25 protein-coding genes and 1 pseudogene are annotated in these 22,432 nt (G+C 59.0%); 19 read left to right on the plus strand and 7 right to left on the minus strand.

Translation table 11 applies throughout. From position 1 onward, the window contains the following. The first annotated feature begins 4 nt into the window (after positions 1-4). Together lapB and pyrF are read left to right on the plus strand one after the other, a co-directional pair. The gene (gene lapB / locus NMD14_07550) at positions 5-1,171 is read left to right on the plus strand and encodes a lipopolysaccharide assembly protein LapB (protein ID XEI34241.1); all 1,167 of its coding nucleotides are present in this window, start codon (positions 5-7) and stop codon (positions 1,169-1,171) included. An 18-nt stretch (positions 1,172-1,189) separates the two neighbouring features. After that, on the plus strand, positions 1,190-1,891 hold the full coding sequence (gene pyrF, locus NMD14_07555; GenBank protein XEI34242.1) for an orotidine-5'-phosphate decarboxylase: 702 nt from the start codon (positions 1,190-1,192) through the stop codon (positions 1,889-1,891). Between the two features lie 9 nt (positions 1,892-1,900). Here pyrF and rrtA read toward each other — a convergent pair whose 3' ends face one another. Next, positions 1,901-2,470 (minus strand): rhombosortase, encoded by a 570-nt coding sequence (rrtA, locus tag NMD14_07560; protein ID XEI34243.1) that lies wholly within the window; start codon positions 2,468-2,470, stop codon positions 1,901-1,903. Between rrtA and NMD14_07565 the strand changes: the two genes are divergently transcribed. The 6 genes from NMD14_07565 to rluF all read left to right on the plus strand — a co-directional run bounded on the left by NMD14_07565 (position 2,469) and on the right by rluF (position 6,787). Beyond that, complete coding sequence (locus tag NMD14_07565; GenBank protein XEI34244.1) at positions 2,469-3,092, plus strand: DTW domain-containing protein; 624 nt, start codon at positions 2,469-2,471, stop codon at positions 3,090-3,092. The two genes, rrtA and NMD14_07565, sit on opposite strands and share 2 nt — an antisense overlap. A gap of 20 nt (positions 3,093-3,112) precedes the next feature. After that, positions 3,113-3,820 (plus strand): 7-cyano-7-deazaguanine synthase QueC, encoded by a 708-nt coding sequence (gene queC, locus NMD14_07570; protein ID XEI34245.1) that lies wholly within the window; start codon positions 3,113-3,115, stop codon positions 3,818-3,820. Positions 3,821-3,881: 61 nt separating this feature from the next. After that, the gene (gene queE / locus NMD14_07575; protein XEI34246.1) at positions 3,882-4,553 is read left to right on the plus strand and encodes a 7-carboxy-7-deazaguanine synthase QueE; all 672 of its coding nucleotides are present in this window, start codon (positions 3,882-3,884) and stop codon (positions 4,551-4,553) included. A 1-nt stretch (position 4,554) separates the two neighbouring features. Further along, the gene (locus NMD14_07580) at positions 4,555-4,785 is read left to right on the plus strand and encodes a DUF3820 family protein (GenBank protein XEI34247.1); all 231 of its coding nucleotides are present in this window, start codon (positions 4,555-4,557) and stop codon (positions 4,783-4,785) included. Next, positions 4,782-5,357: a cob(I)yrinic acid a,c-diamide adenosyltransferase gene (locus NMD14_07585; protein ID XEI34248.1), complete on the plus strand. Its 576-nt coding sequence runs from the start codon at positions 4,782-4,784 to the stop codon at positions 5,355-5,357. Before NMD14_07580 ends, NMD14_07585 begins: the two co-directional genes overlap by 4 nt. A 395-nt stretch (positions 5,358-5,752) precedes the next feature. Beyond that, entirely contained in the window at positions 5,753-6,787 is a 1,035-nt protein-coding gene (rluF, locus tag NMD14_07590; protein XEI34249.1) for a 23S rRNA pseudouridine(2604) synthase RluF, read from the plus strand. A gap of 176 nt (positions 6,788-6,963) precedes the next feature. Here the strand turns inward: rluF and rsmS are convergent, their stop codons facing one another. From rsmS to NMD14_07605, 3 genes are all read right to left on the minus strand, one after another. Next, positions 6,964-7,119 carry a pleiotropic regulatory protein RsmS gene (gene rsmS, locus NMD14_07595; protein XEI34250.1) on the minus strand — a complete coding sequence of 52 codons (156 nt, stop codon included), beginning with the start codon at positions 7,117-7,119 and terminating at the stop codon, positions 6,964-6,966. A gap of 96 nt (positions 7,120-7,215) precedes the next feature. Beyond that, positions 7,216-7,686 carry an acyl-CoA thioesterase gene (locus NMD14_07600; GenBank protein XEI34251.1) on the minus strand — a complete coding sequence of 157 codons (471 nt, stop codon included), beginning with the start codon at positions 7,684-7,686 and terminating at the stop codon, positions 7,216-7,218. Positions 7,687-7,706: 20 nt separating this feature from the next. After that, positions 7,707-8,018, minus strand: a complete 312-nt coding sequence (locus NMD14_07605) for a hypothetical protein (GenBank protein ID XEI34252.1) — start codon at positions 8,016-8,018, stop codon at positions 7,707-7,709. A gap of 142 nt (positions 8,019-8,160) precedes the next feature. Here NMD14_07605 and NMD14_07610 point away from each other — a divergent pair, with 142 nt between their 5' ends. After that, a complete protein-coding gene (locus tag NMD14_07610; protein XEI34253.1) occupies positions 8,161-8,799 on the plus strand; it encodes a tellurite resistance TerB family protein in 639 nt (212 codons plus the stop codon). 17 nt (positions 8,800-8,816) lie between these two features. Next, positions 8,817-9,105 (plus strand): annotated as a pseudogene (locus NMD14_07615) (IS4 family transposase). 114 nt (positions 9,106-9,219) lie between these two features. Here NMD14_07615 and NMD14_07620 read toward each other — a convergent pair. Continuing rightward, a complete protein-coding gene (locus tag NMD14_07620) occupies positions 9,220-9,588 on the minus strand; it encodes a VOC family protein (GenBank protein XEI34254.1) in 369 nt (122 codons plus the stop codon). A gap of 204 nt (positions 9,589-9,792) precedes the next feature. Further along, entirely contained in the window at positions 9,793-10,056 is a 264-nt protein-coding gene (locus NMD14_07625) for a hypothetical protein (protein ID XEI34255.1), read from the minus strand. Between the two features lie 246 nt (positions 10,057-10,302). Between NMD14_07625 and NMD14_07630 the strand changes: the two genes are divergently transcribed. The 9 genes from NMD14_07630 to gloA all read left to right on the plus strand — a co-directional run bounded on the left by NMD14_07630 (position 10,303) and on the right by gloA (position 21,170). Further along, the gene (locus tag NMD14_07630) at positions 10,303-13,416 is read left to right on the plus strand and encodes a DUF3427 domain-containing protein (protein ID XEI34256.1); all 3,114 of its coding nucleotides are present in this window, start codon (positions 10,303-10,305) and stop codon (positions 13,414-13,416) included. 181 nt (positions 13,417-13,597) lie between these two features. Next, positions 13,598-14,179, plus strand: coding sequence for an electron transport complex subunit RsxA (gene rsxA / locus NMD14_07635; GenBank protein XEI34257.1), 582 nt, complete (start codon positions 13,598-13,600; stop codon positions 14,177-14,179). A gap of 4 nt (positions 14,180-14,183) precedes the next feature. Next, the gene (gene rsxB / locus NMD14_07640) at positions 14,184-14,762 is read left to right on the plus strand and encodes an electron transport complex subunit RsxB (protein ID XEI34258.1); all 579 of its coding nucleotides are present in this window, start codon (positions 14,184-14,186) and stop codon (positions 14,760-14,762) included. Between the two features lie 14 nt (positions 14,763-14,776). Continuing rightward, positions 14,777-17,530, plus strand: coding sequence for an electron transport complex subunit RsxC (gene rsxC, locus NMD14_07645; GenBank protein ID XEI34259.1), 2,754 nt, complete (start codon positions 14,777-14,779; stop codon positions 17,528-17,530). 11 nt (positions 17,531-17,541) lie between these two features. Then, positions 17,542-18,594 carry an electron transport complex subunit RsxD gene (gene rsxD, locus NMD14_07650; GenBank protein ID XEI34260.1) on the plus strand — a complete coding sequence of 351 codons (1,053 nt, stop codon included), beginning with the start codon at positions 17,542-17,544 and terminating at the stop codon, positions 18,592-18,594. Between the two features lie 43 nt (positions 18,595-18,637). Continuing rightward, complete coding sequence (rsxG, locus tag NMD14_07655) at positions 18,638-19,270, plus strand: electron transport complex subunit RsxG (protein ID XEI34261.1); 633 nt, start codon at positions 18,638-18,640, stop codon at positions 19,268-19,270. A gap of 24 nt (positions 19,271-19,294) precedes the next feature. Beyond that, the gene (locus tag NMD14_07660; GenBank protein ID XEI34725.1) at positions 19,295-20,047 is read left to right on the plus strand and encodes an electron transport complex subunit E; all 753 of its coding nucleotides are present in this window, start codon (positions 19,295-19,297) and stop codon (positions 20,045-20,047) included. A gap of 13 nt (positions 20,048-20,060) precedes the next feature. Further along, a complete protein-coding gene (nth, locus tag NMD14_07665) occupies positions 20,061-20,702 on the plus strand; it encodes an endonuclease III (GenBank protein XEI34262.1) in 642 nt (213 codons plus the stop codon). Between the two features lie 54 nt (positions 20,703-20,756). After that, positions 20,757-21,170 carry a lactoylglutathione lyase gene (gene gloA / locus NMD14_07670; GenBank protein XEI34263.1) on the plus strand — a complete coding sequence of 138 codons (414 nt, stop codon included), beginning with the start codon at positions 20,757-20,759 and terminating at the stop codon, positions 21,168-21,170. 83 nt (positions 21,171-21,253) lie between these two features. Here the strand turns inward: gloA and NMD14_07675 are convergent, their stop codons facing one another. Further along, on the minus strand, positions 21,254-22,129 hold the full coding sequence (locus tag NMD14_07675) for an OmpA family protein (GenBank protein ID XEI34264.1): 876 nt from the start codon (positions 22,127-22,129) through the stop codon (positions 21,254-21,256). Positions 22,130-22,432: the final 303 nt, after the last annotated feature.

A 22,432-nucleotide genomic window follows, 5' to 3' on the forward strand; every position in this document is an offset into this window, starting at 1 on the left:
CTCAATGCTTGAACTGCTTTTCCTGCTGTTGCCCATCGCAGCCGGTTACGGCTGGTACATGGGTCGCAGGAGTGTTCGCCAGGACACCCAGAAACAGAGTAACCAGTTTTCCCGCCAGTATGTGGCGGGCCTCAACTATTTGCTGTCCGATGAATCCGACAAGGCGGTGGATCTCTTTATCCAGCTGCTTGAGGTGGACAGTGAAACCATCGAAACACACCTCTCCCTCGGCAACCTGTTTCGCCAGCGGGGGGAGGTCGATCGTGCCATCAAGATCCACCAGAACCTGGTGAGCCGCCAACTGACCCTGGAGCAGCGTCAGCTTGCTTTGCAGGAGCTGGCGCGCGACTTTCTGGCTGCCGGTCTGCTCGATCGGGCCGAAGCACTCTGGAATGAGCTGTGTGACGACAGCGATTTTGAGGAGACGGCGCTGGCACAGCTGTTGATCATCCATCAGCAGCTGCGGGATTGGGACAAGGCCATCGATGTGGCGGTTCGTCTGCAAAAATTCCAGGGCAAGAAGCTGGCCGGCCCCATTTCCCACTTCTATTGTGAACAAGCCGAGATCGCGCTGCGGGACGGCAATAAAGGGGAAGGGCTCGCCAAGCTCAAACGGGCGCTCAGTATCAATCCGGCCTGTGCCCGGGCCAGTTTGCGTCTTGCTGAGCTCGCCATGGCAGCGGGGGAGTATGAGCAGGCCAGCAAGGAGTTGCTGCGGGTGTTCGAGCAGGATATCGACTTTGCGTCTGAGGCAATGCCCAAATTGCTCGAGTGCTATCAGCAGCTGGGCCGCACGCCAGCGTTGATCCCGCTGCTTGAAAAGGCGGTGGAAGATCACGCCGGCGTCAGCGTGACCCTTGCCCTTGCCAAGCTGGTTGAAGAGCGTGATGGCCTGAGCCAGGCTCGTTCACTGGTGCTGCGTCAGCTGCGTCGTCATCCGTCGATGAAAGGTTTTTACCAGTTGGTGGGTTTTCAGCTGGCCAGTGCGGAGGAGGGGCCTGCCAAGGAGAGCCTCGAACTGTTGCAGCAGCTGGTCGGCGAGCAGATCAAAATCAAGTCAACCCACAAGTGTCGGCAGTGCGGCTTTGCCACTCACTCGTTGTTCTGGCAGTGCCCGTCTTGTCGCCAGTGGGGTTCCATCAAGCCGATCCGTGGTCTGGACGGTGAATAACAAGCAATAGGATGTGAGATGCAAGATCCCAAAGTACTGGTAGCGCTGGATTATCAGCACGAGGCAGCTGCCTTAGCGTTTGTTGAACGTATCTCTCCGGCCCAGTGCCGTCTCAAGGTGGGCAAGGAGATGTTTACCCTGTTTGGCCCGCAGTTTGTACGCCAGCTGGTGGCCAAGGGATTCGATGTCTTTCTGGATCTGAAATTTCACGATATTCCCAATACCGTTGCCAAAGCGGTGGCAGCCAGTGCCGAACTCGGTGTCTGGATGGTCAACGTGCATGCCAGTGGTGGTGAGCGGATGATGCGCGCTGCCAAAGAGGCGCTACTGCCTTATGGCGACAAGGCGCCGCTGCTGATTGGGGTCACCGTGCTGACCAGCATGGAGCAGTCCGACATGATCCCCCTCGGTCTGGATGTGAGCCCCGCCGAGCAGGTGATCCGGCTGGCTACCTTGACCAAGGCATCCGGTCTGGATGGGGTGGTCTGCTCTGCCAACGAGGCCCATGAGCTGAAAGCCTTGCTGGGCGCCGAGTTCAAGCTGGTGACCCCGGGCATTCGCCCGACCGGTGCAGCGGCCGGGGATCAACGCCGGGTGATGACACCCAAAGCGGCGGTCGAAGCGGGCGCCGATTATCTGGTTATCGGTCGCCCCATTACCCAGGCTGCCGATCCGGCCGCCATGCTGGCCAGCATCAATGCCGAGCTGGCTGGTGCGTAACAGGCGCACTCAATGAGACGTTAGTGATACAGGGTGCAGGCCGAGCAACAGGCCTGCACCAGCCCCGATAAGATGAGAACCTATGTGTACCCTGGCATTGATCAGGGTGGCGATCGGGCTCTCTCCTGCGTTGTAGACGTCCATCACCAGCTTGAGCCCCATCCCTGCTAGCAGCAGCCAGCCCGATGTGCGGCGTCCATGGCGAATATCCTGCATCGCCCCCCAGACAAACAGGCCATGCAGCGAGCCGGATAGCCCCATGTACCACTGGGTCTGCGGGCACCACCACCAGATCCCCAAGCCCACGGCCAACCAGAGCAGCAACATCAGCAGCGGCAGGCGAGCCTGACCCAGATAGTCGCGAAACAGGCTATAGAGGATGGCGAGGCCGCCCAGATTGAGCAGCAGGTGCCACAGATTGGTATGGGCCAGATTGCCTGTTATGATCCGCCACCCTTCGCCCCCGGCGATCAAGGGCCGATCGAAGGAGAGCTGAAGATTGGGAATGGTAAAGAAGAGGAGCAAGCTGGTGAGAGAGAGCGTGATAACCCAGAGCAATCCAGATTTGTCTGACAACATGAAACAGTCCAACGACAAGAACAGTCGATACTGTACACGTTGCACCCGAGCCCTCAAAGCCTGCCTGTGCGATTATATTGTGCCGGTTGACAACCACACGCCCCTCACCATCTTGCAGCACCCCAACGAGGTGGCACATCCCAAGGGCACCGCGGCGCTGCTGGCGGCCTCTTTGCAGCAGTGCGAGATCCATGTGGGGGAGGACTTTTCCCGCGATGAGTGGCTCAATAGGTTGCTCGCAGATCCTTCCCGTCGCTGCTATCTACTCTGGCCGGATGAGGATGCCATTGCGCTGACCGATCTGCGCCAGCAGCGGGAGAGTGAATCCTCTGGCGAAACGTCCGTCGCCTTTATCTTGCTCGATGGCACCTGGCGCAAAGCCTACCGCATGTTGCAGAGCAACCCGGCACTGGCCCGCTTACCTCGCATCGGCATTGGTGCCATTGCCGGTCAATATGCCATTCGCAAGAAACCCTTTCCCGATGCCCTCTCTACCATAGAGGCGGGCTATCACCTCTTGTCCCGGTGGGAGGGGAGGCCGGAGCGCTATGCGCCCTTGCTGACCCTGTTCAACCGGTTGAATACCCAGTGGCAGGACTTTGCCGAAGGCCGCCGCGCGTGACATTTCAAGGAGTTATCAAGATGAAAAAAGCAGTCGTGGTTTTCAGTGGCGGTCAGGACAGTACTACCTGTCTGGTGCAGGCATTGGCTCAGTATGATGAAGTGCACGCCATCACCTTCGACTATGGGCAACGCCATCGGCAAGAGATCGACACCGCGCGCCGTCTGGGCCGTGCGCTGGGGATCGCCGCCCACAAGGTGATGGATGTGACGCTGCTCAATGAGCTGGCGGTCTCTGCCCTGACCCGTGAAGACATTCCGGTCAGCTGCGAGCTGCAGGATAACGGGTTGCCCAACACCTTCGTGCCGGGCCGCAATATCCTGTTCCTGACCCTGGCCTCCATCTATGCCTATCAGGTGGGCGCTGAAGCGGTGATCACCGGGGTGTGCGAGACCGACTTCTCCGGCTATCCCGATTGCCGTGACGAGTTCGTCAAGGCCCTCAATCAGGCGGTGTCGCTGGGGCTGGATCGCGGCATCCGTTTTGAAACTCCCTTGATGTGGCTCGACAAGGCCGAGACCTGGGCGCTGGCGGATCACTATGGTCACCTCGACACGGTGCGCCAGCAGACCCTGACCTGCTACAACGGCATTGCTGGCGACGGTTGCGGCACGTGTCCGGCGTGTGAACTGCGCAGTCGCGGCCTGAACAACTATCTGGCCGACAAGGCGGGCATCCTGACCAGGCTGTTTGAGAAAACCGGGCTGGGTGAGAAAAGCGCAGAGTGAGCCTGCGTCTTGCCGTGGCTTGGGGTATAATCCGCGGCTTTTGCAACAAGCCGTGATCGAGATGCACTACCCAATCAACGAGATTTTCCAGACCATCCAGGGGGAGGGCATCTTTACCGGCCTGCCCGCCATCTTTGTTCGCCTGCAGGGTTGCCCGGTGGGCTGCCCCTGGTGCGATACCCGTCATACCTGGGTTGTTGATCCGGCTCGTGAAGTGGGTAAAGAGGCGGTGCTGGATCGCGCCAATGAATCCGATTGCTGGAGCACACTCAGCACCACGCAGATTATCAAGAGCTTTAGCGATCTGGGTTATCAGGCGCGCCATGTGGTGATCACCGGTGGCGAGCCCTGCCTCTACGATCTGCACGAACTCTCGTCAGCCTTGCTGGCGGCGGGTTATCAGGTGCAGATTGAAACCAGTGGCACCAGCGAGATCAAGACCCATGAGCAGACCTGGGTCACTGTTTCGCCCAAAATAGGCATGAAAGGGGGGCTGCCTGTGCTGGTCTCGGCGCTGGCGCGGGCCAACGAGATCAAGCATCCGGTGGCCACCGAGCACCATATTGAAGAGCTGGATGCGCTGCTCGCTACTGCGACCCTGCGCCCTGATGTGGTCATTGCCTTGCAGCCGATCAGCCAGAAGCCCAGGGCCACCCAATTGGCGATGGATACCTGTATCGCCCGTAACTGGCGACTCTCCATCCAGACTCATAAATATCTGGATATCGATTAATATGGATTGGCTCTCCGACCAGCAGGTGCTGCTGACCCTGACCAACAAGATGCTTTACGGGAAATATCAGGGGCGGCGTATCATCGATATTCCCGAGCCCTATCTGGTGTGGATGGCGCGCAGCGTTTTTCCGGCGGGTAAATTGGGCCAGACCCTGGCGTTGGCTTACGAAATCAAACTCAATGGTCTCGAGTCCATGATTATTCCCATTATTAACAGGATGTCGGTATGAGAATATATACGAGGCAGGGCGACAAGGGCATGACCCGGCTGGCCGATGGTATCTCATTGCCCAAGGATCATTTGCGGGTCGAGACCTACGGTTATATCGATGAGCTCAACTCCCATATTGGCTTGCTGATGTGTGACGTGCCGTCACAAGAGGTCGGCTTATTGGCTGATTTACAGCTGTTGCAACAGGAGTTGTTTGATCTGGGGGGCGAGTTGGCATTCTCCAGCGATGCCCAGAATGAATCGATTTGGCAGGTTAATGCCGCCTGGACTACTCGCCTTGAACAGCAGATAGATCGTTATAGCGAGCCATTGCCACCGCTGCGCCAATTTATATTACCCGGTGGTGCCCGTGCCGCGGCGCAAGCGCATGTGGTGCGAACACTGGTGCGTCATTGCGAGCGCTTGCTGCTGACCTTGAGCCGGGAAGAGCGGATCAATCCCGAGGTGCTGCCCTATTTGAACCGGATGAGTGACTGGTTCTTTACCGTTGCCCGCTATCTCATCTGCGTGGCAGAGGCGCGTGAAGTGCTGTGGGTAAAGGCAGCTGATCGCCCGCAATCGACTCTCTGAGTGGAGCCTGCGGGCTCATAGGGGCCATCTATTTTCTCGACCCGGATCAGAACCTGAGCGAGCTAGGTCGCTACCTTTGAATTGGGCACGACAGAGGGGAATGGGGTTGCCGTATCAAGGGTTTGCCCCGGCCGCCGGGTCTTGCGCTGTGAGCTGGCCCGCAATAGTGTCGCTGGTGCGGCGGAGGTGGTGATAATCCGGCGTGCTGTGGCAGGCGATGTGGTAATGTGTCGCACTTTTTTGCCGGATAGGCCGGCATTGGCCTCGTTGAAATGGGAGCCGTATGCAGAAAATCGACGTAGTGGAGAGGGTGATGCCGCAGATCATGTGTCCGGCATGGCCAACGCACGCAACCGTACAACAGGATCGGGTTCATCCCCTCAGGCAGGTGACCCATGCTGACTAACGAATCCATGCGCCTGAACAAATACATCAGCGAGAGCGGTATCTGCTCGCGCCGCGAGGCCGACCGCTTTATCGAGCAGGGCCACGTCTTTATCAACGGCAAGCGCGCCGGGATTGGCGATCAGGTACAGGTTGGCGATCTGGTGAAGGTGAACGGTCAGGTGATCGAGCCGCGCGAGGCGGACAGTCTGGTCTTTATCGCCCTCAACAAGCCGGTGGGCATCGTCAGTACCACAGAGGCGGGCGAGAAGGACAACATCGTCGATTTCGTCAACCACAGCACCCGGGTCTTCCCCATCGGGCGTCTCGACAAGGATTCGCAGGGGCTGATTTTCCTCACCAACCACGGCGATCTGGTCAACAAGATCCTGCGGGCGGGCAACGATCACGAGAAAGAGTATCTGGTGACCGTCGACAAGCCGGTGACCGACGAGTTTGTGCGCGGCATGGCGGCCGGGGTGCCGATCCTTGGTACTGTGACCAAGAAGTGCAAGGTGAAGAAAGAGGCGCCGTTCGTCTTTCGCATCACGCTCGTGCAGGGGCTGAACCGCCAGATCCGCCGCATGTGCGAGCACTTCGGTTTTGAAGTGACCAAGCTCGAGCGCATCCGCATCATGAACGTCAGCCTAAAGGGGCTGCCGGTGGGCGAGTGGCGCGATCTGACCGACGACGAGCTGATCGATCTGTTCAAGCTGATTGAGGACTCCTCCTCCGAGGTGAAACCGGCCAAAGGTGACAAACCCAAGGCAGCCAAGGCCCCTGCGGCGCCAAGCGCCAAACCGGGGCAGGGCAAGAAGCCGCGCCGCGATGATGATCACGAGATTGGCGGTCGCCCCAATGTGCCGGGCCCGGAAGCCTTCGAGAAGAAGCCTCCGGTGGGCAAGGTGGGCGCGGGCAAAGGGGCGGCCAATAAGGGCGGCGCTGGCAAAAGCAGTGCAGGCAAAGGCGCCCCCAACAAGGGTGGCAAACCGGCCGCAGGCAAGCCGCGCACCGCTAACGTCGGGCGGCAAAAGAAGGGGCGCTGAGTTTTCCCCCTGAGCAGCGTCAGCCTTATCTTCTTATCCGCAACACACCGGCCTCAGGCCGGTGTGTTGCGTTGAGCGGCTCTGATCGCCCGCGGCGATGAGGTGATGGGGCCGCAGTGAGTGGCTGTATGGGGGAAACTGACGCCGGAAAAAGCGCAACAAAACGCGGGATTGGATCAGTGATCCTTCCCCTCTGCCAGCTTGCGCTCGTAGTCATTTTTCACGATGGTCAGCGCTGCCAGCACCAGCTCGGGGGCCAGCTGGTTTGTTTCCAACAGTTCGATCAGATCCACCGCGAGTTTCACCTCGGGCGGGGCAGTGTCCAGTGACATGGGCAGTTTCCGGTTGCGGGAATAAGGGGCGAGTATACAGGGACGCCGCCGTTGGCTGAAAGCGCCCCGCTGTGTCGGGGAGGGGGATCAGCAAGGTCAGAGGTGCTGACGCATCTCCTTGTCGATCTCCTCGCGCAGGGCAATCAGCTTTTTGGCGTACTGCTGTAACTGCAGATCGCTCTCGCTCACCGGTTGCCACTGAGGCACCGGGGTCGGTTTGCCCTGCTCATCCATCGCCACAAAGATGATAATGCAGTGGGTGGTCTTGTGGCGTTCGGTCTCGGTGGGGTGGCGGCTGTAGACATCCACCGCCAGATGCATGCTGGTGGTGCCGGTGTGGATGACCTGAGCGTGCACCTCAACCAGCTGCCCAATCTGGATGGGGCGCAAAAAACGGATCCCCCCCACATAGACGGTCACCGCATAGCCGCCACACCAGCCGGCGGCGCAGGCGTAGCCCGCCTGATCGATCCACTTCATCACCATACCGCCGTGTACCTTGCCGCCGAAGTTGACGTCAGAAGGCTCGGCCAAAAATTGCAGGGTCAGTTCGCGGGGTGAGGCCATGGGTCCTCCTTGGTTTGGCGTCATTGCCGGTAGCTCTTGCGATAGGCATCTGCCTGTTGGCAGGGGGCCAGGTTGTTGAGATCGGGCCGCTTGTTACCTTCGCGCTGGCCGAAGCTGGCGAACTCCTGCTGGCATTTGCCGGTCTTGCCGCCCGCCTTGACGCAGGCATCGATCCGCTGCTGCTTGCCCTGTTCGACCAACTGCTGCTGGGCCTGCTGGCAGGCGGCATCCAGCTTGGCTTGCTGGGTAGAGCGATCGAGCTCGCTGGCGGCATTGGCGGGGCCGCACAGCAGGGCCAGGCCGAGGGGGATCCATGGGGTGAGGGTACGCATCCGGTTGCTCCTTGTTGACCTGTTTCAGGTATACCGCGAATGGCGGCAGGATGCACTGAGGCCGGCGCAATAATGGGGGCCCATTCACTGTTGGTTCATGAGTCTGGCGCCAGCATGGGCCGAACAATAGCGAGGTGTCACCATGAAACAGATACTGGAACAGTTGCTGGGGGCTGGCAAAGGCTGGCTCAACGACGGGGGCGACAAGCGCAAGGGGCAGATGCAGGGGGCGCTGGCCGGTGGCGCGCTGGGTCTGCTGCTGGGCAATAAAAAAGTACGCAAATATGGCGGCACAGCGGCTGCCGTGGGCGGCGCTGCGGCCCTTGGCGGGTTGGCCTTCAAGCTCTATCAGGATTGGCAGGCCCAGCAGTCGGCCCCAGCCCAGCCCACCCATCCCGTTAGTACGCTGGAAGGCAATGCGCTGGATGCCCGCGCCGCTCTGCTGGTACGCGCCATGGTGGCGGCAGCCCGGGCCGACGGCCATATCGATGGCGCCGAGCGCCAGAAAATTCAGGAGTACCTGACCGAACAGGGCCAGAGCGATGCCGCCCGCTGGATTGACGCCGAGCTGGCTCGCCCGCTCGATCCCCACGCACTGGCGCGGGAAGTGACCGATATGGAGCTAGCCACCGAGGTCTATCTCGCCTCCCTGCTCGCCATCGAGGTGGATCACTTTATGGAGCGCGGTTATCTCGACGAGCTGGCCCGTGCCCTCAAGCTTGATGACAACCTCAAAGGCAGCATAGAGCGGCAGGTGGCCCAACTTAACGCTCCAGCCTGATACCGCCTGCAGCCATGGAAATCGAGTTGAGCTATCGGGAGATAAAGCACAGCCTGCAACCGCACCGGTTGACCCTGCGCAGCCAGATGGTAAAGATGGCGGCGAGCCTGAAGGGGGACACAGCGAGTCGGCCGGTTCACATGGCGTCGGTTTATCTCATCCATGATGAGCGGCATGCCGTACATGTCACCGGGGGCTATCCCGAAGCGAGTGGCGGAGCGGAATAAGCAGGCGGGAACGTTTGTCTTACCGGATCGGAGGGCGCGACGTTACCTCTGCTTCGTGAAGCCAAGGCCACAGAAGTAAAGTGTGATAAAAGCCAATAAAAACAATGCCAGTCAGGCTTAACTGACAGGCATTACCATCAATTGACAGCCCCTTTCTCTTGATGACGGCGATGCAGGTAATGGTTAAGCGGGATCAGGGATAGATGCTGACCTCAATCAGGTTCTGATCCGGGTCGAGGAAATAGACGGATTCTATCGTTCCGCAAGCCCCGCTTTTGGTCACCGGCCCCTCGACAATCTCCACCCCGTAGCAGGCAAGTTGAGCCATTACCTGCTCCAGCGGCCAGCGGGTGATCAGGCAGACATCTCCCGACCCCACCTGCGCCCGATTGCGCGGCTCCTGCCCCAACAGTTGCAGATTGATCTTCTGGTTGCCAAAACCCACCGCCCGGCGCCCCGCACCGAAGGTGATGGCCTCCATATTGAGCACCGAGCTGTAAAACGCCACGGCCCGTTCGATATCGCTGACCGTCAATACCAGATGGTCGATATGGCTGATCATGGTTACCTCCTGGTGGTGATCTGGCTGATGTGACCGACATATACCCGCAAACATCCGACTGCTGCCGCCACGGCGGGCAACCCCATCATACCCGGCAAGGGAGAGCCCATTTGTGCCGTGGCGCGCAAAGAGGGCGCAAATGGTGATGTAATTTTTAAGGGGTGTTCAGTTGGGCGTTGTGATGGCTGCTATTGTCGCGTTCGGCTAACTCTTCACTGGCGTTAATGCTTCTGGAGTCATCACAATGAGCGGGATGGCCAGCGCCTGACTCAACCGCTCCGCCAGTTCGTAGGCAGGGCCGATGGTGTCGTAGTCTGCCACACAGGTTGCCAAGGCACAGCCGCTGCTCTCTTCGACTCGCAGGTAAACGCTGTAGCCTTGAACGGTCAGACCGCTGTCACGCACCACCTGTATCTCACCTTCCTGATTGATGGCCTCCAGTTCAACCGCTACCGGTTTCTTGAACATCTGTACTCCTCAGTCACTGCAGATAGTGGCAGTAATAAAGTCCAGCTGGGCGTAAGAAAAAAATTATGCTGCCACATCTTGAATCTGTGAGCCACGTGAAAAAATTAATAATACGGGCTCCATAACCAAACATGCCACCGATAATAACATGCTGATTTAGATGAAAAAATGATATTATCTCTTTCTTCTATAGACAATGTTCGAGGCTCGTGCGTGATGCAACAATGCGGTATTTATGAACAACTCATGACTCAACTGCTGACATCTCGACTCGACCGCGAGCGCTTTTACATAGGGGAACGCCAGCTTGAACCTGCCGAAGCGGCAGTCTGGTTATCCAGATTTCTGAGCCGGGTTTTGGAATATGCGGTGGGTTCGGTCACTGGAGAGGAGCAGCTGCAACGGCAGATTGAGCTGGCTAACCAGTTATTGCTTTGGCTAAAGGATCGCACCCAAGACCCAGACTTTATTGGCGAGAACCTCATCGATAGTCAGGGAAAAATTCTGACAGCGCTCTACCAGTTGGATAACCCCATCTCCGCCAATTTAAAGCAATATGCCGAGGATATTTTCCCTCTGACCGGTCTAACGCAAAGTGAGCTGTTCTGCGGCAGCAATGCGGGTTTGTCGATGGAGTCGGAGATTAAACGGGAGATATTATCGGCAGATAGCATCTGCTGGCTGGTCTCATTTATCAAATGGGCAGGTATCCGTATTTTCCGTCATGAGCTGGAAGAGTTCACCCACAGCGGCCGCAAATTAAAAGTAATTACTACCTCTTATATGGGGGCAACCGACGCCAAGGCAGTTGAATTTTTAGCCAGCCTCCCAAATACCGAAGTCAAACTCAGCTATAACACCCAGCGCGAGCGGTTGCATGCCAAGAGCTATCTCTTTTGCCGAAATACCGGCTTTCATACCGGCTATATAGGTTCCTCCAATCTCTCTCACTCTGCCCTCACCAGTGGTTTGGAGTGGAACCTAAAAATCACCTCGCAAGAGATCCCGCATATTATCGAGAAATCCCTGAGTACCTTTGAAACCTATTGGGAATCCGATGATTTTGAGCTGTTTGATGGCAAGCTGGAAAGCCGTACAAAATTGCAGCATGCGCTGCAAGAGGCCCGTGGCGATGGGGACAAAAATAGCACTGCCTATTTCTTTGATATCACGCCGTTCCCCCATCAACAGGAGATCCTTGAGCAATTGGCGATGGAGCGCGCTTTACACCAGCGCTTTCGTAACTTGGTGGTAGCGGCTACCGGTACAGGAAAAACTCTGATCTCCGCCTTTGATTTCGCGCGTTTTTTGAAAACCAAACCCGATGCCAAGTTTCTGTTTGTCGCCCACAAAGAGGAGATCTTGCGCCAAGCATTGGCCTCATACCGCGGTGTGCTCAAGCAATCCAATTTTGGCGAACTCTTGGTCGGCGGCGCCGTGCCAACCCACTACCGTCAACTATTTGCCTCAGTGCAATCCTTGAATAACCAGCTGGCTAATTTGCGTCTTAGCCCAGACTATTTCGATTACATCGTCATTGATGAGGTTCACCATATTGCGGCGGCCAGTTATCGCGGTCTGCTCGCCGCCTTTGAACCTCACATTCTGTTGGGATTAACCGCAACGCCAGAGCGCCATGATGGCGGTGATATTCTCGCTGACTTTTGTGGTGTGATCGCCGCTGAAATCCGCTTGCCAGAGGCCATCAATCGTCGCCATCTCTGCCCATTCCAATATTTTGGTATCGATGATGATACTGACTTGCGCCAAGTGGCTTGGAAAAATGGCCGTTATGACATTACTGCACTGACCAATATTTACACTAAAAATAACAGCCGGGTTCAGAAAATCGTCCAGAGCCTCGCTGAGATCGTCACCGATATTACCAAGATCAAAGCACTGGCATTTTGTGTGAGCCGTGAACATGCCGATTTTATGCGCAAGGCCTTTTTATTGAAGGGCATCAAGGCTGACATCCTCACCAGCGATAACCGAGACGAGCGTCATAGCAAACAACAGGATTTGCGTACCGGCGTTATCAACATTCTCTGCGTGGTAGACATCTTCAACGAAGGGGTTGATATCCCAGAAGTCGATACCTTGCTGTTTTTACGACCAACGGAAAGCCTCACCATCTTTTTACAGCAATTAGGGCGAGGTCTGCGGCTGGCGAGCGATAAAGAGTGCTGCACCGTGTTGGACTTTGTTGGCAATGCCCGTGCTGAGTATGACTTTGCCCAGAAATTCCGGGCACTGGTGGGTAAAACTAATAAGGCGATCAGCCACGAAATCAAACAGGGCTTTCCTCACGCCCCCTTGGGCTGCCGCATCGAACTCTCAAAACAGACCCAAGAGTTCATTCTGAGCAATATCAAGAGGGCGACCCTCAATACCTCGCGCCTCATGGGCCTGATCCGCCGTTTCTCACAAGATTGTGATTTACCGCTGACGCTGGCGAATTTTTTGAAGTTCTACCCTCACATCAGCCTTGAGGAGATCTACAAGCGCGGTAACTGGAGCGCCTTGGTCAAACAGGCCCGCAACCACACCGTTTCTGAAATGAGCGATGAGAAGCTGTCGACCCTCTACACCCGGGCCATCAAAACCCGGCTATTGGGCTGCGATGCACTCCATTACTTGAAATTCTTACAAGCCTTGGTGGAAAGCGCCTTTACCTTAACGGCCGAACACGATGAACGAATGGCCTTGATGTGCCACTACGACTTCTGGCAACAGAGCGGCCCCACTGCAGGCTTTAGCTCCTTGGCGCACAGCCTGAAACAACTCAATCAACCTGAATTAAGGGCCGAGCTGGCAGATCTGTTGCCCATGCTGATCAACCGGGTGCAGCACGACCAACGAGCCATGCCCGGTCTTCCCGGTAACCCGCTGCAACTGCATGCTCGCTATGCCAGAGAGCAGGTGCTGGTTGGCTTTGGCGCGACCACCTTCGCGCAGCAACCCACTGCTCGCGAAGGGGTCTATGTCATCGCAGAGCAAAATATCGAGTTGCTGTTCGTGACCCTAAACAAAACGGGGCAGCACTTCTCCCCCACCACCCGTTATCACGACTACGCCATCAACGAGTCGCTGTTCCATTGGCAGAGCCAAAACAGCGCTCGCCCCGAGCGGGGTAAGGGTCTGAGTTACATAAATCACAGAGCAGAGGGTAAGCGCTTGTTTTTGTTCGTCCGCGAGCAGAGCAAAGATGAATTTGGCCGCACCCTTGGCTTTGTGAACTTTGGTGAGGTGGAGTACGTATCCCACACGGGCAGCCAACCGATGAACATTAAATGGCGTCTCACTACTCCGATGCCGCCATTTATGTGGAAAGAGGCCGCCAAACTGGCTGTTGGTTAGTAGGGATCGTCGCCCGGTGGGGATATGACGCAAAACCCACCGGATTCTGGCCAAAAACCCCGGCTAAATTATCCAGTTGCATAATAACCATGCGGCCTTGCGGTTGTTTAACTGGCCCTAACGTCAGATAATACCGCCCGCCTTCAACCCCCGATAACCCGACTTTCAGTGACGGTAATTGATGACTGAGTACCTGCTTTTATTGATCGGCACCGTGCTGGTTAACAACTTCGTGCTGGTGAAATTCCTCGGCCTCTGCCCCTTTATGGGGGTCTCCGGCAAGCTGGAAACCGCCATCGGCATGGGGCTGGCGACCACCTTCGTGATGACCCTCGCCAGTGCCAGCTCCTATCTGGTGGAGCACTATATCCTGCTGCCGCTGGATATCGCCTATTTGCGCACCCTCGCCTTTATTCTGGTGATCGCCGTGGTGGTGCAGTTTACCGAGATGGTGGTGCGCAAGAGCAGCCCGACCCTCTATCGCCTGCTGGGGATCTTCTTGCCCCTCATCACCACCAACTGCGCGGTGCTCGGGGTGGCGCTGCTCAGCATCAATGAGCGACACAACTTTATCCAGAGCGTGATCTACGGCTTTGGCGCCGCCACCGGCTTCTCGCTGGTGCTGATCCTGTTTGCCGCCATGCGCGAGCGTCTGGTCGCCGCTGATGTGCCCGCGCCGTTTCGCGGGGTGTCGATTGCCATGATCACCGCCGGTCTGATGTCGCTGGCCTTTATGGGCTTTACCGGCCTTATCAAGATATAGCGCTATGACTCACATACTCTTTGCCATTCTGGTGCTCACCCTGCTGGCGCTGGCGTTCGGGATTATCCTGGGCTTTGCCGCCGTCAAGTTTCATGTGGAAGCAGACCCCATCGTCGATCAGCTCGATGCCCTGCTGCCCCAGACACAGTGTGGCCAGTGCGGCTATCCCGGCTGCAAACCCTACGCCGAGGCGCTCGCCAACGGCGATCAGATCAACAAGTGCGTACCCGGTGGCGAGGCCACCATGCGCAAGATTGCCGAGCTGATGGGGGTCGAGCCCCAGCCGCTGGGGGGCAGTGACGAGGCCGCAGTGCCAGTCAAAAAGGTCGCCTTTATCCACGAAGATCAGTGCATCGGCTGTACCAAGTGCATTCAGGCCTGCCCGGTGGATGCCATCGTCGGCGCCACCAAGGCGATGCATACCGTGATTGCCAACGAGTGCACCGGTTGCGATCTCTGTGTCGATCCCTGCCCGACCGACTGCATCGAGATGATCCCGGTGCCTACCACGGTCGATAACTGGAAGTGGGATCTCAATAACGTGCATGTTCCGGGCAAGATTCCGGTCAAGATAGTGGAATAAACAGCGGAGCAACCATGCATTCCTTACTCGAACGTATCAAAGCCGGCACGCTCTGGGACTTTCACGGTGGCATTCACCCCGCCGACAACAAGCTGCAATCGAGCCAGAGCCCGGTGGTGGACGCCGGTCTCCCGCCGCAACTTATTATTCCGCTGCGCCAGCACGCTGGCCCCGCCGGCGATCTGCTGGTGCAGGTGGGCGACAAGGTCAAAAAAGGGCAACCGCTGACCCGTTACGCCAAGGGGCGCACGGTGCCGGTGCATGCCTCCACCTCGGGCACCATCACCGAGATTGGCAACCACACGGTTGCCCACCCCTCCGGACTCGGCGATCTCTGTGTCATCCTCACTCCCGATGGCGAGGATGAGTGGGGCGAGCGCAATGGCAAAGCCGATTACTGGAATCTGGAGCGGGGCGAGCTGCTCGAGCGCATTCAGCAGGCGGGAGTGGCGGGCCTTGGCGGCGCCGTGTTCCCGACCCACAGCAAGCTCGACGGCCGCGGCCAGCTCACCGAGATCCTGATCGTTAACGGACTGGAGTGCGAACCCTATATCACCACCGACGATCGGCTGATGCAGCAGTACTCAGGCGAGATCATGGATGGCATCCGGGTGCTCAAGCACCTGCTCAAACCGAAACTCACCCTGATCGGGGTGGAAGACAACAAGCCCGAGGCGATCGAGCAGCTGACCCGCCACGCCACAGACCCGGACGTGCTGGTCAAGACGGTGCCGACCAAGTACCCCTCGGGCGGCGCCAAGCAGACCATCGAGCTGCTCACCGGCCGTCAGGTGCCCAAGGGGGGCCGCGCGGTCGATATCGGCATCATGGTGCTCAACGTCGCCACCGTGTTTGCCATCAAGCGCGCCATTATCGACGGCGAACCGCTGATCGAGCGGATCGTCACCCTCACCGGCGACAGCTTCAAGAAACCCGGCAACGCCTGGGTGCGCCTCGGTACGCCGGTACGCTGGCTGCTGCAGCGTTTCGAGCTGCAACCGGAAGCGGAGCAGCGGGTGATCATGGGTGGCCCCATGATGGGCTTTACCCTGCCCCACGCCATGGTGCCTGTGGTCAAGGCCACCAACTGCCTGCTGGCGCCGACGCAAGCCGAACTGCCTGCCCCCGGCCCGGAGCAGGCCTGCATCCGTTGCAGCGCCTGCGCCGATGCCTGCCCGGCCAGCCTGCTGCCGCAAGAGCTCTACTGGTACAGCCGGGCCAAGGAGTATGACAAGGCCGAGAAGCTCAACCTGATGGACTGCATCGAGTGCGGCGCCTGCGCCTGGGTCTGCCCGAGCGAGATCCCGCTGGTGCAGTACTACAAGATCGCCAAGGATGACATTCGCGAAGCCCGTGCCGAGGCCGAAAAAGCCGAGCGCGCCAAGCAGCGTTTCGAGGCCAAGCAGGCCCGCTTCGAGCGGGAGAAAGCGGCCCGCGAAGCGCGCCATGCCGAAGCTGCCGCCCAGCGCCGTCAGACCATGACGACCGCAGGCGGGGAAGATCCGGTGGCCGCGGCGCTGGCTCGTATCAAGGCCAAGCAGGATGCCCCCATCACCGCCATTGTCGCCACGGCGCAGGGCATGCCCGACAACAGCGCGATGATCGCCGCCCGCGAAGCCCGCAAACGGGAAGCGGAAGCGCGCCGCGCCGCCAAGCTGGCGGAGAGCGCAAACAGCGAAACAGCTGCTGCGCCGCAATCCGCCGAGGCGGTTGACCCCGCCAGCGATCCCAAGAAAGCGGCCATCGCCGCCGCACTGGCCCGCGCCAAGGCCAAGAAGGCGGCTCAGGCTGGCGAGAGCGCCGAATCTGTGACTGCCGAAGTCATTGCGGCGCCTGTTGCAGACGCAGACCCGAAAAAAGCAGCGATTGCCGCCGCCATTGCCCGTGCCAAGGCCAAAAAGGCCGAAGCCAGTGGCGAGCCGGTCAGCGCAGATAACAGCGCGGCAACCGACGCCGACACGCAAAGCGATGCGCTCGCCGATCCCAAGAAGGCGGCAATCGCTGCCGCCATCGCCCGCGCCAAGGCCAAAAAGCTGGCGCAGCAGGGGGAAAGTGCCGGTGCCGAAAGTGCTGAGAGTAAGCCAGCAGCCAGCGCGGAGACCCGCGACGTGGCGCTAGCCAAGAGCGAAGCAACCATCAGCCAGAGCGATACTGCTGTTGTTGGAAGTGAAGCGGTCGATCCCAAGAAAGCGGCTATTGCCGCAGCCATCGCCCGTGCCAAGGCCAAAAAGCTGGCGCAGCAGGGGGAAAGTGCCGGTGCTGAGAGTGCGGGGAGTGAGTCAGCGGCAAACGCGGAGACCCGCGACATGACGCTAGCCAAGAGCGAAGCAACCATCAGCCAGAGCGATACGGCAACTGCTGCAAGTGAAGCGGTCGATCCCAAGAAAGCCGCTATCGCCGCAGCCATCGCCCGTGCCAAGGCCAAAAAACTGGCCCAGCAGGGCGCAAGTACCAGTGCTGAGGTAGCAAGTACCAGTGCAGAGGTAGAGAGTGCCGGTACTCAGGTAGATAGAGCCGAAACTGAGGGTGAGCGCGCACCGGCTGAGCAGATGCAAAGCGATGCAGCCAGCAGTGAGCAACCACTTGCCGTCACTGCCGCGCCTGAAGCGAGCGCCCCTGCGGCTGATGCCCCGGTTGATCCGAAAAAAGCGGCCATTGCAGCCGCCGTGGCCCGCGCCAAGGCGAAGAAGCTGGCGGCCGAGGCGGCCAGAGCCGCCGGGACCGCCGCTGAAGATGCCCCGTCAGCCGACCGAACAACCACAAGGTAATCGACAGACTCATGTTCAATATTGCGACTGCGCCGTTTGCCCATAACCGCAAACAGACCCGAACCCTGATGCTGCTGGTGATCCTGGCCTGCGTGCCGGGCTTGCTGGCCCAGACCTGGTTCTTCGGCTGGGGCTCCTTTATCCAGATCCTGCTGGCGCTGGTCACTGCGCTGCTGTGCGAGGCGCTGGTGCTCAAGCTCCGTGGCCGCGCCATCAAGCCTGCCCTGATGGATGGCAGTGCGGCGCTCACCGCCGTGCTGATTGGTCTCTCCCTGCCGCCGCTGCTGCCGTGGTGGATGCTGGTGGTGGGCACGGCCTTTGCCATCATTGTCGCCAAGCACCTTTACGGCGGGCTGGGCCAGAACCTGTTCAACCCGGCCATGGTCGCCTATGTGCTGCTGCTGGTCTCCTTCCCGGTGCAGATGACCAGCTGGCTGCCACCAGAGAGCGTGCGCGCCTACAGCCTCGGTTTTGGCGATGCGGCGTCGGTCATCTTCACCGGCTTTAGCCTCGATGGCTACAGCATGGCCCAGCTCAAGCAGGGGGTGGATGGTCTTACCATGGCGACTCCACTCGATACCCTGAAAACCGGCCTGACTCAGGGGCTCACTACCGGCGAGATCCTGAGCGGCCCGCTGTTTGAGGGGTGGGGCGGCATCGGCTGGAGCTGGGTCAACCTCGGCTACCTGCTGGGCGGCCTGTTCCTGTTGCAGCAGAAGGTGATCAACTGGCGCATTCCCACCGCCATTCTGGGCTCCCTGCTGGCGGCGGCGACCCTCGGCTATCTGGTGAGCCCGGATGCGACTGCCACCCCCATGCTCCATCTCTTTAGCGGCGCTACTATGCTGGGGGCCTTCTTTATCGCCACCGATCCGGTCAGTGCCAGCACCACGCCGCGCGGCCGACTGGTCTACGGCGTGCTGATCGGGGTGCTGGTCTACATCATCCGCCGCTTTGGCGGCTATCCGGATGCGTTCGCCTTCGCCGTGCTGCTGGCCAACCTTTGCGTACCCTTTATCGATAGCACGACTCGCCCGAAGGTATACGGAGCCCGTCGCCAATGATGTTTCTGCCATTTTTCCCCATCACAGCAGACGGAGCCCGGACATGTTAAAGAGCATGCGCAAGAACGGCCTTATTCTGGCGATGTTCGCGCTGGGCTGTACCGCGCTGGTGGTACTGACCAACGAGCTGACCAAGGATAAAATCGCCCAGCAGCAACAGCTGGAGAAGCAGCAGACCCTCTCGGTATTACTGCCACAGGGGAGCTATGACAACGATCTGGTGGCCAGTTGCAAGCAGGTGACCAGCAGGAAGTATCTGGGCAGCGATCAGCCGCAGGCCCTCTATACCGCCAGCAAGAATGGCGTGGTGACCGGCTATGCGCTGGAGGCGATCGCGCCGGATGGCTACAGCGGGGCGATCCGCATCGTGGCAGGCTTTGATGCCAAGGGCACCATCACCGCCGTGCGCGTGCTCGCTCACAACGAGACCCCGGGCCTGGGTGACAAGATCGAGCTGAAGAAATCAGACTGGATCAACCGCTTTGCAGGAAAATTCCTGACCCATGACAACGAGCCCCAGTGGGCGGTGAAGAAGGATGGCGGCGAATTCGATGCCTTTACCGGCGCCACCATCACCCCCCGTGCCGTGGTCAAGGCGGTGAAGAACCTGCTGAAACTGCAGCAGGAGCAACCCGAACTGCTCAGCAACGCCCCGGCTTGTCCGGCGGCTAACTAACGGAGGCGAGCCATCATGAACCAGATGGAACAGATTGAAACGGGCGCCGCCCCGATTGCCGAGCTGGCAAGCCGCAAGGGCGAGCTCAAGGAGCTGATGAGTCAGGGGCTGTGGAAGAACAACCCCTCGCTGGTGCAGGTGCTGGGGCTTTGCCCGACGCTGGCCGTCTCCTCCACCTTTACCAATGCGCTGGGGCTGGGCCTTGCCACCATGGCGGTGCTGGTCTGCTCCAACCTCGCCGTCTCGCTGGTGCGCAACTGGGTGCCGAAGGATATTCGCATCCCGGTCTATGTGATGATCATCGCCTCGCTGGTGACCAGCGTGCAGCTGCTGATGAACGCCTACACCTATGGCCTCTATCAGGCGCTCGGCATCTTTATCGCCCTCATCGTCACCAACTGCGTCATCATCGGCCGCGCCGAGGCCTATGCCTCCAAGAACCCGCCGCTGCTGGCGGCCCTCGACGGCCTGATGATGGGCCTTGGCTTTACTCTGGTGCTGCTGGTACTGGGCGGCATGCGCGAGATCATCGGCATGGGCACCCTGTTTGATGGCGCCGAGCTGCTGCTGGGCGAGTGGGCCAAATCCCTGCGCATCGAGCTGTTCCACGCCGATGCCAGCCTGCTGCTGGCGATTTTGCCGCCGGGCGGCTTTATCGGGTTGGGGCTGCTGATCGCCGGCAAGAACGCCATCAACGACTGGCGGGATCGCAAACAGGCGACCACTGTGGCCCACTGCAACGTTGCCCCGGCTCGCGTCCGGGCGACCGAACTATGATCGGACGCAAGGCATGAACAACCAGAAACGCAGAGAGATCCTGGAGCGACTGCGGGAAAACAACCCCCAACCCACCACAGAGCTCAACTTCAACTCGCCGTTTGAACTCTTGATCGCCGTGCTGCTCTCGGCGCAGGCAACCGATGTCAGCGTCAACAAGGCGACCGACAAGCTCTATCCGGTGGCCAACACCCCGCAGGCGATGCTGGAGCTCGGGGTGGACGGGCTCAAGGAGTACATCAAGACCATTGGCCTCTTCAACACCAAGGCCGAGAACGTCATCAAGACCTGCGCCATCTTGCTGGAGCGCCACGGCGGCGAGGTGCCGGAGAACCGCGAAGCGCTGGAAGCCCTGCCGGGCGTCGGCCGCAAGACCGCCAACGTGGTGCTCAACACCGCCTTTGGCTGGCCCACCATCGCCGTCGATACCCATATCTTCCGGGTCTCCAACCGCACCGGCTTTGCGGTGGGCAAGAATGTGGATCAGGTGGAGGAGAAGCTGCTCAAAGTGGTACCCGCCGAGTTCAAGCTGGATGTCCACCACTGGCTCATCCTGCATGGGCGTTACACCTGTCTCGCTCGCAAGCCCCGTTGTGGTTCCTGTATCATCGAGGACTTGTGCGAATACAAAGAGAAGGTCTATCCGGAAAACTGACCGCTCTACTTTTAGCCTCACGGCATACGAATCACCAACCCGGAGAACTGAGCAATGAGAATTCTGCATACCATGCTGCGTGTCGGCGATCTGCAACGCTCCATCGACTTCTACACCCGCGTGCTCGGCATGAAGCTGCTGCGCAAGAGCGAGAACAGCGAGTACAAGTACACTCTGGCCTTCGTCGGCTACGGTGACGAGAAGGATGAAGCGGTGATCGAGCTGACCTACAACTGGGGGGTGAGCGAGTACGAACTGGGCTCTGCCTACGGCCATATCGCGCTGGAAGCGGACGACATCTATGCGACCTGCGATGCCCTGCGTGCCGCCGGCGCCAAGATCACCCGCGAGCCGGGCCCGGTCAAGGGTGGCACCACCGTCATCGCCTTCGTTGAAGATCCGGACGGTTACAAGATTGAACTGATCGCCAAGAAAGATGCCGGTACTGGCCTGGGTGACAGCGTCTAAGCTGCTCGACTCCCGCTGCCAAATGGCAGGATCAAAAAAGAGCGCACATGCGCTCTTTTTTATGCTCGGCTGTCGTTGAGGTGCTAGATCTCGCCGTTGCGCCCCATGCTGATCACCACCCGCCGGTTCTTGGCACGGCCCTGTTCGGTTTCGTTGGAAGCGACATGCTGCTTCTCGCCATGCCCCTCTACCGAGATCTTGCCGGGCTCCAGCCCCAGATCGACAAACACCTTCTTGATGGCATCGGCCCGCTGCTCTGAGAGTTTCTGGTTCGACCAGCGGCCACCATAACTGTCGCTGTAGGCGTCGATCACCACCACATCGATGCTCTTGTCCGCCTTGATAAACTCGTTGATCATCGCCAGTCGCCGTTTGGAGGGGATGGAGAGCTGATCGCTATTCTTGTCATAGGTGAGCACGCTAAAGGCAATATCGTTGAAGCTGTAGGGCAAAAGCCCGCTCAGACAGTCGATAAAGGCCTGATATTTCACCCGAAAGTTGACAGACGAAAGCGACACCCGCACCGCGCGGTTCTGGCGATACCAGTCCCGATACTGGAAGGTCGGCATTCGTCCCCCCTCCAGTTCGTCGAGCATGGTCCAGGCGGTTTGCCCCTCCACCAGCCCATCGAACTGCTGATAGAAGCGCAGCTGGCTCACTTCTCGCCCGACTATCCCCGGGCGCCATACCGGCGGCATGATGCCAAGGCTCACCGTCTGGGTCTGGGCCTGCGGCCGCTTGCCCTTGAGCTCGAAGTCGAGGTTGATCTTGCGACCGGCACGACTGACAAAAGCCCCCGTTCCCCAGTTCGGGATCGGGTGTTCGAGGCGACACTCAATCTGGGTATCGGAGGTCAAACGCCAGACGGATTGATCCAGACCGGCACCAAATTCGGTCACCCCAGCCTGTAACTGCATACTCACGGATATGCTGACCAACCCCAACACCCAAGCGTTCAATTGCCTGTCCTCCACACGATCTCTGTTCAGGTATCGGCAAGGGCAGGCCAAGCTTTAGGTATTAATGATTAGTGGGAAGCGGGGGCTCCATAGGCCGGGCATGCACCATCTCCTGTGACACTCGATAGCGGTCATACCCATATTGACCGGCGAAAAAAACAGTAGCGCCAATAACGGCAGGCAAATTGCCAGCAACATCTTGCCTGCCAATCCGGGTCTGTTCTTCCCGCACACCGGTCATTTCAATCAAGGTGTTTATGATATCCAGCCTGTTCGCTTATGCCGCTTGCGACATCAGCCATT

Source organism: Aeromonas veronii (assembly GCA_041319085.1).
Lineage (GTDB): Bacteria > Pseudomonadota > Gammaproteobacteria > Enterobacterales > Aeromonadaceae > Aeromonas > Aeromonas veronii_F.